Raw genomic sequence first — 12,654 nt, 5'->3', positions numbered from 1 at the left:
TTTCAGCCTAACAATACGTTTCATATTGAGTTGAGCAGATATTGCAGTTATAACTTCAACTTATCTTCACACCATCCCGATCACAACTTGTGTCTCGCTGATATAACAATTGAGCGGGTATCATCAATAGCCATCCTATTCTTTGCAATAGCGAAAAGAAAAGATTAACGCTTAGTCAATAAGCGATTAGACGATCATTCTCGCAACTCCTTTTTACACACGGTTTAAACGCAGGGTCTACTTCCTTTATATAAATTCATTTAGTGAATCATCGCAGATTAATTTGCCTTTGTAATAAACAAAAGCTGTGGTTTTCTGCTTTCTGATTGCTACAGAATGTAAGTTACGGGAGGTTTATATGAAGGAATGTGAGGTTTTAAGTGGACAGGTGTGAATATTCATATACAAAAGAACCGAAGTATAACGTGTAAGTATAAATAAATAAAAAAGACCAGCAATTGTGCTGGCCTTAAATAACTATATTATCAATTGTCTCGCTTAATAATCATTGGAGGATCAAGCTCGCGACCGTTAACAATGATTGCATAGTTAAATTTCACAAATTTATTTTTACGGAACTCTTCAACAAATTCAGGATTTTCAAGAATTCCTTTTGGAATTACCACTGTCACGACACCCTTTTCAGATTGATAAGTTATCTTCCTATTAGGAGCCTTTTTATCTTTAAAAGTAATAGTAAATGTGTCAGGACCGGCGAAAATTACTTTCTGTCCAGGAAGCAAAACAATTTCCTTAACAGTTTCCAAAGGGATACCTTCTTTATCCACAGCAATACCGACAACAGCAGTGTTAGTGCCTTTTAGGGCATAGCTAGTGGGAAGTTGTTCTGTCTTGCTTCCTGCAGAGCATCCACTCATCACCCCAAATAAAGCAATAGCGAAAACCAATTTTAAATACTTCATTTCACACTCCCAGTTAAATGTTAAACACAAAGTTAATCAACAAACAAGTCTTTAAATCTATCTTCCTTTAAGACATAAAAATCAGGATCTGCGAGCAACAATTTAATAGAATACTCCGTTTTAAGCAAACTCTTCGCATAATACTTTATCTTATCTTGATCATTACTTAGAACAGCAATTCTCAAGTGAGAATAAAAAGATTCTGCGCTTGCAGCATCCAATTTATCAGCTTCAACCATCATATCGCCAGCCAATTTGAGATCACCAAAATAAGCGTATCCCCTTGCAAGACACTGATATGCTTTCGCTATATTTTTATTTATTTTAAGTTCCTGCTTAGCCGTAGCTATGGCGTTTTTAATATATTCCTCCGCTCTATTTTTCTTACTCGGAATAAACTTATACGCATCTGCAAGATATAGCATGAATTGATAATTCGAAGGTTGTAACATCAATGCCTTTTCGTAGAACTCTGCCGCCAGCTCAATTCCACCGGATGAATAATACATATTACCAGCGTTAATATATACATAACTATTTGGCTCTATGGTTGCAGCCAGTTCAAACATTTTTGCAGCTTTACTAAACTCATTTTTATAAGAATAATTTATAGCCATATTATTCAATGCGTGAATATTCTCAGGTGTTATATTGATTACCCTTTCATAATTTTCAATTGCTTCATCATGCCGACCATTGCGAGTCAAAAAATAACCATAGCCACTGTAAACCTTCCAATTTTTAGGCTCCATCGAAATTGCTTCTAAATATATTTTTTCAGCATATTGTTGATTGCCCATCAAATCGTAGACCGCAGCCAAAGTCACAGCTATGGAAGCATCATACCTATCAATTGCTTGGCCTTTTTCTAAATATTCAATTGCCTTCAAATACCGACCTGAATCTCTATAAATGGCACCAATTGCCATATAAGTTCTCGATATTTTTTTGTCTTGCAAAAGAGAAGAAAGGCAAAATTTTTCAGCCTCATTTAGTAATGCTCCAGAATTTACTATCTCATACTTTTTCCAATACGATTCACATAACCCTGTATTTGCTAACGCAAAATTTGGATCATGAACTAAAGCTGTATGAAAGTATTTAATAGCCTCATCTACATTCTCGTGAGAAGATTGTTCATCAAGAAATGCCAATCCTTTTAAGTAGTAATCATAAGCCGTAATATCGTTAGTCAGCCTTAACGGCGCCGGCCTGAAGTTCTGCAAATCAAATTCATCGGAAAGATAACGCGCAATCTCCCCCACCAACCGATCCTGCAAAATAAAAATATCCTGATAGGTTCCATCCAGTTTTCCACCGGCGATTTGCACGTTATCTTTACGGCGGAATAATCGGTAGGCGATACGTAGGTTATCACCGAGTTTTTGGACGCTACCTTCCAGCCTTATCGGGGCGTGGATACCTTCTTTGGCATCGACGATATAGACGTCGCGCATATCTGCCAACTGTGAGCGAACCGCTTCGGTGATACCGGCAGAGAAATAATCGGCATCACCTTTTTCATTCATTAGATTTTTAAAATCGGCGATTTCTACATAATTAGCGGCATAGCCTGGAACCAGCCAGCGCGGGATAAAATAAATGCCTGCGGCAATTAAAGCGAACAAACAAGCCGTTAATGGGTAGCGATAAGCGATTATATTTTTATTGAGGCCGCGTAAAAAATAATGCAGGTGATCGCGCCAGCCGATACCGATCGGTTTGATTAAATAAACACGAATTTTCTGCTGGATATTTTTAAGTGACTGCAACCCCAAACGTTTTGCCGGCGATGAAAGTGTGAGGCGGATTTCATCGTATACGGTTTGCGAAATACAAATCCCATCGGCAACGGCGAGCGGTTCAAGGCGCGCGGCGATATTAACACTATCGCCAAATACTGCACCATCGCGGAGCATAACTTCGCCTTTATGCAAGCCGATGCGAGTTTGTAACCGCGGAAGTTTTTTATCGCGCGCTTCGTTAAAGGCGAGCAAATGTTGCTGGATTGCGATTGCTGCAGCTACTGCCGAAGGCGCTGTATTGAAGCGCGCGAAAATAGCATCGCCCACAAATTCGACTAATTGGCCGCCCTGCTGCTCGATGTGGGACAAAAGAATTCGCCGATAATCGCCCAGCATTTCCACTGCCAGCGACTCATTGCGCCCCATCAGGCGCGAGTAGCCAACAATGTCCGTGAACATCAATGTCTGTTCACAATGCTCAATAGAATCGGCGACCATGTTGCAGTCAGCTCTCCGTGCGATAGCGCTTGATGGTAAAGGGATTGGACAGGAAAATTATGATCCTTGCCACGAGAGTTCGGGCGGAATAAGGCGGGATTATTGTGCGTTTCGGTGACAATAACAACTACTCGCCCGGAGAGATTTATTAACGTGAGCCAATTCGCAAGTTTTTGAAGATTACGACGCCAAAATTGGCATGGCATAAACCCAAGGCGTTATGATTGCCCCAGCCCATCCACTTTCCCAAGAAGCTAATACCATGCTTAGTAACGTCAGCTTGTTTGCCGATGTACCGCCTCATTTTCTTGCAGAATTGGAAAAACTCAGCGTTGTACGCAAATATCCCAAGAATACCGTGCTGGTGACCGAGGGTGACGAGTCCACCTACATGTACATTATTCGCAAAGGTACGGTGAGTGCGTTTTTGAACAATGAGGATGGCCGCCAGGTAAATCTGAATTACATGCATGAAGGGGAATATTTTGGCGAGCTGTCACTGATTGATGGCAAACCGCGCTCCGCTTCAGTGATGACCATAACCGAGTGCGACATTATTTTAGTCTCACGCGCCAGCGTGCAGGATTTAATTCAAAAGCATCCGGAATTTGCGATGCTATTGCTAACGGAAGTTACCCGCCGCGTACGCGATCTTACCGAGAGCGTAAAAGATATGGCGCTGCTGGATGTATACGGTCGCGTTAGCGCAGCATTGGAAAAATTGAGCGACGAAAACAAGCGTATCCACAACCCAAAAGTAACACATCAGGACATTGCCAATATGGTGGGATCATCGCGCGAGATGGTAAGCCGGATCATGAAGCAACTACTGATTGGCGAATATATCGAACAGTGCCCGGGTTACATCGAAATTAAAAAGCCGCTGCCGCGCTATTGGTAAATCCCGCTAAAAAGACAGATATACATCTGTCTTTTTCAGCCTACCGATTTAATAAAAACTTCAGTAACAAATCACAGTTCTTAATCAAACACTTTGGATTGCACCAACCACTGTTTCAATTGCTGGATTGACATGGCACCTGATTCCCGCCGCACTTCTTTTCCACCCTTAAACAAAATCAAGGTAGGAATACTGCGAATTCCCCAGCTTTGGGCAACAGACTGTTCATTTTCCGTATTGAGTTTGGCGAAGCGGATGTAAGGTTCAGATTCCACAGTAAGCTGTTCAAATACCGGCGCAAAACTTTGGCATGGCCCACACCAGGACGCCCAGCAGTCCACCAATACCGGAATATCATTTTTCTCCAGCGTGCCCGCGACATTGGCTGCCGTTAACTCCAATGGTATGCCGGTAAAAAGTGGTTGCTTGCATTTGCCACAATTGGGCTTATCCGTTAATCGTTCACTGGGTAAGCGATTGGTGGCAAAACAATGGGGGCAGTTGATTTGGGTGGCACTCATAGTAATTTCCGTTTATTGATCAATAGATGAATTTTAATCTTGGTGCACACTTAACAATTTCAAGCGGCAAAAGTCCAGATACAAGGTAATAAAAAAGCCCGCGTTTGCAAAGGGGAGCAGCCGCGGGCAAAAGTGCAACTATGATTTCACAATAGGGCTTTCGATAAACTACCGATTAGATGCTATCGCTGATTGATTAGCCAGCTCCCAACCACCACCAAGGGATTTATACACTGCAATCAAATTGAGCAGCACCTGCATATCGCTTTGTGCCAACTGCGCGCTGACGGTTAATTGCGAACGCTGTGCATCCAGCACGGTTAAAAAATCACTGCTGCCCACTTCAAATTTTTTACGTGCGATATCGGCGGCCTGATTGCTGGCGTGCAATGCACGTTGCAGATCGGTACGACGCTCTTCCTCGCGCGCGAAATTTTGCAGCGCGTTATCAGTTTCCTCTAACGCTACCAATACTTGTTGTTCAAACTCGGCAACTCTTGCCTTGGTACGCGCATCGGCAGCGTCGATTTGTGCATCGACTCGACCGAGGTTAAATGCAGCCCATTGAATGCGTGGTGAGAACGAAAAGGTATCGGTATCGCTATTGCCGAGACGGGTCCAATCCGTTGATAAATATCCCAAGCCACCCATAAAAGTGACACTGGGGTATAAATCTGCAACACGGATATTGTATTCCGCAACCGCACCGGCAAGCGCTTGCTCAGCGCGGCGAACATCCGGGCGACGCTTTAATAAATCGGCAGGATTACCCACCGCAAATGAAGCGGGAATTTCCGGTAGTGATTTTATTTGGGTCAGCGCCGTTTTTAATTCGTCAGTTGGTTTACCGGTCAACACACCGATTCTATTCAGCGCGATATTCACTTGTGCATGCAAAGCGGGAATGGTTGAGCGGGTTAATTCAAGTTGCGACTCCGCGCGCGCTACATCCAATTGATCACCGCGCCCTACCTCTTCAAAACGCTGGGTGAGCTGCAATGTCTCCTGCTGGTTAAGCACATTGCGCAACGCTACATCCAACAGATACTGGTTGCCGCGTAAACCTATATAGGCACTCGCCACTTCGGCGGAGATACTCACTTGTACAGCTTGCAAATCTGCTTCACGTGCAGCGAGCTGCGCCTTGGATAATTTGACACCGTTACGCACGCGCCCGAAAATATCCAATTCCCAACTCGCATCAAAACCGGCTTGATAGGTTTCGCTAATGCGCGATTCAACCGGGCCTGCAGTAGCGATGCTTTGTTTTTGCCGTATGCCACTTACCCCCGCCTCAACAGTGGGATAACGATCCAGCTTGCTGTTGCGCAACAGTGCGCGCGATTCGGCAAGCGAGGCCTGTGCAATCAGGATTGAGTGGTTTTGCTGCAATGAATCCGCAATTAATTGGTTCAACTGTTCATCATTTAATTGCGACCACCAAGCCGCCACCGGTTGTTCCGCATTCGCCCCCTGCGGCAATTGGAATGCCACAGGGGCAGTTGGCACATTCACAAGTGCACGCGAATGTTCAACCGATTTAAAACCGCTACAGGCACTGATTACTAGCGGCAATAACGCCAGTGCAAAACCTTTCACTAAGATCGATGAAGTTTTCATACTGATAACCCCCTGGTATCTGCCGCTGAACCATGAGTTTTTACAGAACCATGATCCGCCACAGAGGAATTAGTTGATGATTCGTAAGATTCTTTACCCTCTACTTTATAGCTGCGCTTGCCTTCCAGTTTGCGCAACAAAACATAGAACATAGGTGTGAAGAACAAGCCAAAGAAAGTTACGCCCAACATCCCTGCAAATACCGCAATACCCATTACGCTGCGCATTTCCGCACCGGCACCGGTTGAGAACACCATTGGCACTACACCCATGATGAATGCAAAAGATGTCATCAAGATCGGACGCAAACGCATACGGCTCGCAGTAATCGCCGCTTCATACGTTGCCATGCCGCGCTGCTCCAATTCCCGCGCAAACTCCACAATCAAAATCGCGTTTTTACTGGCGAGGCCGGCGAGCACAAATAAACTGATCTGCGTAAAAATATTGTTGTCGCCGTTGGTAATCCATACACCAAAGAGAGCAGACAAAATCGACAGCGGAACTATAGACACCACCACCAAGGGTAAAGCCAAACTTTCGTATTGCGCTGCGAGCACTAAAAACACCAGCAATAAACACAGCGGCAAAATATACACAGCAGTATTACCGGCAAGCACTTCCTGATAAGTCAAATCGGTCCACTCGTACACAATGCCAGCGGGCAATACTTCGTTCAGGATTTCATCAATTGCATCCTGCGCTTGGCCACTTGAATATCCGGGTGCAGCATTACCATTGATATCCGCCGCCAAATAACCGTTGTAGTGCGCTGCGCTTTCCGGGCCGTAACTTTCCTTCATGGTCAATACCGAACCCAAGGGCACCATATCGCCTTGCAAGTTACGCACTTTTAAATTCAGCGCATCTGCTGGCGTGTTGCGGTATTCCGCATCAGCCTGCGCAATAACTTGATAAGTACGGCCAAACTGATTGAAATCATTGACGTAGAGCGAGCCTAAATAGATTTGCATAGTGTCAAAAATTTCTTTCACATTCAGGCCAAGTTGTTTGGCTTTAGTGCGATCCACATCGGCATACAATTGCGGCACATTGATTTTGTAGTTGGAAAATACACTGGCCAATTCAGTGCGCTGCATGGCTTTCTGTTGTACTTGTGCAACGACTTCAGCCAATTTCTCGTAACCCAAACCAGCGCGATCTTCGATCTGCAATTTAAATCCACCGGTGGTTCCCAAGCCGCGCACAGGCGGTGGTGGGAATACTGCAATAAACGCTTCTTCAACGCCGGCAAATTTCATTTGCAACTTTTGTGAAATCGCCGCAGCAGAAAGCGCTTTACCTTTGCGCTCATCGAATGGTTTCAAAGTTAAAAAAACTATACCTGCGCTGGAACTGTTGGTGAAACCGTTAATACTCAAACCAGGAAATTGCACAGCATTTTCTACACCGGCTTCTGCCAAACCAATTTCACCCATTTCACGGATCACTTGTTCGGTGCGCGACAATGTTGCACCATCGGGCAATTGTGCAAACGCAATCAAGTACTGCTTATCCTGCGCGGGTACAAAACCTTTTGGAATGATATTGAAACCCACTGCGGTGATACCAAGCAGCAAAGCATACACGCCAATTGCCAGCGTTTTACGACCGAGCAATTTACCCACCCTGGTAGAATAGTTACCGGAGGCACGATTAAAACTGCGGTTAAACCAGCCGAAAAAGCGACCGAACACTTTATCCATAATGCGCGTTAAACGGTCTTTCGGGGCATCGTGGCTTTTCAATAACAGTGCTGCCAATGCCGGACTTAATGTCAGCGAGTTGATTGCAGAAATCACTGTGGAAATCGCAATGGTCAATGCAAACTGTTGATAGAACTGGCCGGTCAAGCCACTCACAAATGCGATAGGCACAAACACGGCAATCAGGGTTAATGAAATTGCAATAATCGGCCCGCTGACTTCTTGCATCGCTTTGTAAGTTGCTGCTAGCGGCGTCAGGCCTTCTTCAATATTCCGTTCAACGTTTTCCACTACCACGATGGCATCGTCCACTACGATGCCGATTGCCAATACCAAACCAAATAATGACAAGGTATTAATCGAGAAACCGAATACCCACATTAATGAGAAGGTACCAACAATTGATACAGGTACTGCGAGCAACGGGATAATCGATGCACGCCAGGTTTGTAAAAACAGGATCACCACAACCACAACCAATGCCAGCGCTTCCAGCAGGGTTTTGATTACCGCTTTAATCGAACTTTTTACAAAAATAGTCGGGTCGTAAACCACTTCATATCCAACGCCTTGGGGGAAACGTTTTTCCAATTCCGCCATAGTGGAGCGCACTGCATCGGAAATCTGGATTGCGTTAGCACCGGGTGATTGGAAAATTGGAATAGCTACTGCCGGACGGCTATCCAGCATTGCATTCAAACTGAATTCCGATGGTCCCATCTCCACGCGCGCAACATCTTTTAAACGGGTAATTTCACCGGCGCTGCCGGCGCGAATAATAATTTCACCAAACTCTTCCGGATTGTCCAAACGGCCTTTGGCATTAATGGGTAATTGCACATCAACCAAATCGGTTACTGGCGCACCGCCGATCATGCCGGCAGCAACCTGCACGTTTTGTTCGCGGATTGCATTGGCGACATCATTAGCGGTGAGGTTTTTCTCGGCAATTTTTTCCGGATTTAACCAGATACGCATGGCGTAATCGCCTGAACCAAACAAACGCACCTGGCCTACACCGGCAACTTTGGCGAGCTCGTCTTTAATATTCATCAAGGCATAGTTACGCAGATAAAGTTCGTCGTAACTTTTATCCGGCGAAATTAAATGCACCACCATGGTTAAGTCGGGCGAGCTTTTTACTACGGTAACACCGCGCTGACGGGTTACATCAGGCAAGCGTGGCAACGCTTGCGATACACGGTTTTGTACCATCTGCTGTGCGAGGTCAACATCGGTACCGATTTTAAAAGTGACGGTTAATGTCAAACGACCATCCGTGGTCGCTTGTGAAAACATGTACAACATATTTTCGGTGCCCGCCAATTGCTCCTCCAACGGAGTAGCAACAGTTTCTGCAATCACTTTCGGGTTAGCACCGGGATAGGATGCATTAACAACCACCGAGGGTGGCGACACATCCGGGTATTCCGAGATGGGCAATTGAAACATAGCGAGCAAACCGGCGATAAAAATCAGCAGCGAAATTACGCCGGCAAAAATGGGACGATCCACAAAAAATTTGGATATGTTCATGATGAACCTGCCTGCAAATGGGCCTTGTTAAAGGCGTGTTTGGAGAGCGCTGGCGCCTGGCACCAGTGCAGCTCGTCACACAAAAACTATGGGATTAAACGGTGATGCGATTAAGGATTGGAAGCAACAGTTGCTGCGGCGTCTACCTGAGTCACACTGGGATTAACGACGCTGTTCGGTCGCACATGAGACAAACCATTGACGATAACTTTATCGCCGGCATTGACACCCGCTACTATCACCCGCTGCCCCTGGTAATGATCACCCAGAGTAATTTCGTGATAGGTCGCAGTATTTTTTTCATCAACTATTAACACAAACTTTTTGCTTTGGTTGGTACCGATTGCACGCTCGGGAACTAACAGCGCCTGAATTTTTTCCGCCGAACCCAAACGCACATTGGCAAACATTCCCGCCGTGAGCGCACCGTCTTTGTTATCAAAAATGGCGCGGGCACGGATAGTGCCGCTGTTGGTGTCCAAGCGGTTATCAAATGCTGAAATGTGGCCACTGTAAGTGACGCTGCTATCGCTGGCGAGCGCTAATTCAACCGGCATCTCCTGAGTGTTTTTGGTGTTGCGCACAAATTCGATGTAAGTGGCTTCATCTACATTAAATTCAGCGTAGAGTTTGTCGTTAGCGAGGATTTGGGTAAGCAGCGGTGCATTCGCGCCCGCTTCCACCACGTTGCCAGTGGTCAGCTCTGCACGGCCAACACGACCACTAATCGGCGCACTGATGTGTGCATACTCAAGATCAAGCTTTGCCTGGCTCAATGCTGCTTCCGCTTGTTTTACATCCGCTTGTGCTACCTGATGAGCGCTCAGGGCAGAGTCATAAATACTTTGCGAAACCAGCTTTGCTTCGATCAGTTGTTGCGCGCGGGTCCATTCATCCTGCGCGAGCTTGGCGCGGGACTGTGCCGTTGCCAACTGCGCTTGGGCACGCTGCACCGATGCCTGGTGTGGGCGAGGATCAATTACGAACAGTGGCTGGCCTTTTTTCACTTGCTGGCCTTCAGTAAACAACACTTGCTGGATGGTGCCGCTCACCAGCGGCCTGATTGCGGCGCTTTCAACCGGCGCCAAACGGCCGGAAAAACTGGCCCAGGTACGTATCGCCTGAGGCTCCAATACCACCACATCTACCGCCGGGGCAGGCGGTACGGCAGTTGGCGTTGCGGCATCAACACTGGTTACGTAATAAAAACCTACTATACCTGCAAGTATGGCGACGGCAGTGTAGTGGTAAGCACGGCGGGAAAAAGCTGGAGTATTCACGCTATTCATGGGAGGTCTCCTGAAATTCGTTAGCAAATAAATGACTATTTGAAACTCCTTGGAGGGGTCTAAATCGGCATTTGCAGAAATCATACATACCGGTCGGTATGTAGGTCAACAACATTTTCTCTACCGCTTTCACAAGCGTAAAGCCAAGTGCGTAATGCGCTCTATAAATATCAATAAAATCAACGGGTTTGGTATCAGGGATTTTTTTGTAACGAGAGGAGTCTTATGCCTATACCCGGTACAGGTCGGCAAATGGCAGATTGAAAAACATACCGGCCGGTATCATAATAACCCCAACCTTTGTACGAGAACCCGAGTAATGAACGCCACCGACACCCGCACAGTACTATTGGAAACCGCGCTGAACCTGATCTGGAACAGCAATTACAATTCCGTGGGTGTTAATGAAATCTGCAAACAAGCGGGCGTCACTAAAGGGAGCTTCTATCACCACTTCGAATCAAAGGCGCAACTGTTCTGCGAAGCCACCAGCCATTACTGGGAAGAGATTCGCCAGGAACTGGATTGTATTTTTTCACCGATTAATAGTCCGCTCGAACAATTGGAAAATTGGCTGCAATTTATTTACATCAACAAAGTGGGCGAGGACAAAGACAACGTACCCGGCTGCGCATTTTTTACCGCCGGGATGCAATCCGGCTGTGGCGAAAATCGCATTACCGACACCTTGCAGCTGATGACTGAACGCGGCGCAAAATACAATCAGGCGCTGGTGCGCAGCCTGCTCAATGATAATTATCTATTCGAAGCAAAAGATCCGGAGCAACTTGCGCGTTTAATGCAACAATATGTTCAGGGTGCGATCATCCATGCGCGCGTGACACGCAATATCAGCAACATTAAACAAGATTTACCGGAAGGGATTTATCGCATTCTCGGTTTGAAACCGGAATTTTGGTATACCGCAAAACCAACCTGGCCGTGCAACGAAAACGCATAGTTGTTTAGTATTTAGTTAACCGCGTTTTTATTTATCTTTGCTGTATTTTTATTTATTCACAATTGCCGATGTGCGCACTGACGTAATCAAGAAAACAGGAAATCCGCGATGAAAGTGCAGTATTGCGGTAATAAACAGCGTTCACCGGCTGTAATACTTCGACCGTATCCTGCACCAAAATCTGCACCAGTTTTCCATTCTGCCGATCCGCTTGCGTCATAAAATCGGCAAGGCAAACAATCCCCTCACCTGCCAGCGCCAACTGTCGTAACGTTTCACCGCTCGATGCGCGCACGCAGGGTGCGATAGTCAATCTATCGCCCTGCACATTGCGCAGCGGCCAGGCATTAAGTGACTCCGGACGAGTGAAACCCAACAGGCGATGCGCCGATAATTCTGCAACCGATTGCGGCTCGTCGCACTCGCGCAAATAATCCGGGCTGGCGAGAACGCGCAGGCGATTGGTCATCAGCGGGCGCGCATGCAAACTCGAATCGCCCAGGGCGCCGATGCGGATTGCAATGTCGGTGCGATGCTCCAGCAAATCGATAATCTGGTCGTTGGTATTTAATTCCAATTCGATGTCGGGATACTGCGCGCGAAAGCCGCGCACCATCGGCACCAACACATGCAGCATAAACGGTGATGCGGCATTGACGCGCAACAGACCCGCCGGTTGGTTGCGACGTACCTGCATCTGCTCTTCGGCATCTTCTACCGCGTTGATGATTTTGCAGGCTTGCGTCAGGAACACTTGTCCCTCTTCGGTTAACTCCAGACGCCGCGTAGTACGCCGCAGCAAGGTCACTCCCAACTTTTCTTCGAGGCGCGCCAGTGCGCGGCTGATTGCCGATACGGTCTGCCCCAAACTATCGGCAGCAGCGGTGATAGAACTGCTATCAACCACCGCCACAAAAACCTGCATTTCATCGAGCGTTGTTTTCATTGTTGAAT

At 46.5% G+C, this 12,654-nt stretch carries 8 protein-coding genes and 1 pseudogene; 2 read left to right on the top strand and 7 right to left on the bottom strand.

The window, feature by feature from the left end; all coding sequences use genetic code 11:
• Positions 1-485: 485 nt before the first annotated feature.
• Together AC1RJL_RS00490 and AC1RJL_RS00485 are read right to left on the bottom strand one after the other, a co-directional pair.
• The gene (locus AC1RJL_RS00490) at positions 486-923 is read right to left on the bottom strand and encodes a hypothetical protein (protein ID WP_492910777.1); all 438 of its coding nucleotides are present in this window, start codon (positions 921-923) and stop codon (positions 486-488) included.
• Between the two features lie 32 nt (positions 924-955).
• Positions 956-3,166 carry a tetratricopeptide repeat protein gene (locus AC1RJL_RS00485; RefSeq protein WP_492910776.1) on the bottom strand — a complete coding sequence of 737 codons (2,211 nt, stop codon included), beginning with the start codon at positions 3,164-3,166 and terminating at the stop codon, positions 956-958.
• A gap of 262 nt (positions 3,167-3,428) precedes the next feature.
• Here AC1RJL_RS00485 and AC1RJL_RS00480 point away from each other — a divergent pair, with 262 nt between their 5' ends.
• Entirely contained in the window at positions 3,429-4,067 is a 639-nt protein-coding gene (locus tag AC1RJL_RS00480; RefSeq protein ID WP_492910775.1) for a Crp/Fnr family transcriptional regulator, read from the top strand.
• Between the two features lie 80 nt (positions 4,068-4,147).
• On the opposite strand, the gene trxC is transcribed toward AC1RJL_RS00480, so the two are convergent.
• From trxC to AC1RJL_RS00460, 4 genes and pseudogenes are all read right to left on the bottom strand, one after another.
• Positions 4,148-4,588, bottom strand: a complete 441-nt coding sequence (gene trxC / locus AC1RJL_RS00475; protein ID WP_492910774.1) for a thioredoxin TrxC — start codon at positions 4,586-4,588, stop codon at positions 4,148-4,150.
• A 168-nt stretch (positions 4,589-4,756) separates the two neighbouring features.
• Complete coding sequence (locus AC1RJL_RS00470; RefSeq protein ID WP_492910773.1) at positions 4,757-6,208, bottom strand: efflux transporter outer membrane subunit; 1,452 nt, start codon at positions 6,206-6,208, stop codon at positions 4,757-4,759.
• A gap of 107 nt (positions 6,209-6,315) precedes the next feature.
• Positions 6,316-9,450 (bottom strand): annotated as a pseudogene (locus AC1RJL_RS00465) (efflux RND transporter permease subunit); the annotation flags it as partial.
• A gap of 110 nt (positions 9,451-9,560) precedes the next feature.
• A complete protein-coding gene (locus tag AC1RJL_RS00460) occupies positions 9,561-10,739 on the bottom strand; it encodes an efflux RND transporter periplasmic adaptor subunit (RefSeq protein ID WP_492910772.1) in 1,179 nt (392 codons plus the stop codon).
• Positions 10,740-11,058: 319 nt separating this feature from the next.
• Here AC1RJL_RS00460 and AC1RJL_RS00455 point away from each other — a divergent pair, with 319 nt between their 5' ends.
• On the top strand, positions 11,059-11,700 hold the full coding sequence (locus AC1RJL_RS00455; RefSeq protein WP_492910771.1) for a TetR/AcrR family transcriptional regulator: 642 nt from the start codon (positions 11,059-11,061) through the stop codon (positions 11,698-11,700).
• A gap of 52 nt (positions 11,701-11,752) precedes the next feature.
• Here AC1RJL_RS00455 and AC1RJL_RS00450 read toward each other — a convergent pair whose 3' ends face one another.
• Positions 11,753-12,646, bottom strand: coding sequence for a LysR substrate-binding domain-containing protein (locus AC1RJL_RS00450; RefSeq protein ID WP_492910770.1), 894 nt, complete (start codon positions 12,644-12,646; stop codon positions 11,753-11,755).
• Positions 12,647-12,654 lie beyond the last annotated feature (8 nt).

The sequence above is a fragment of the Cellvibrio sp. GW822-FHT04B05 genome (genome assembly GCF_058800985.1).
This window is presented reverse-complemented; position numbering and strand designations above follow the sequence as displayed.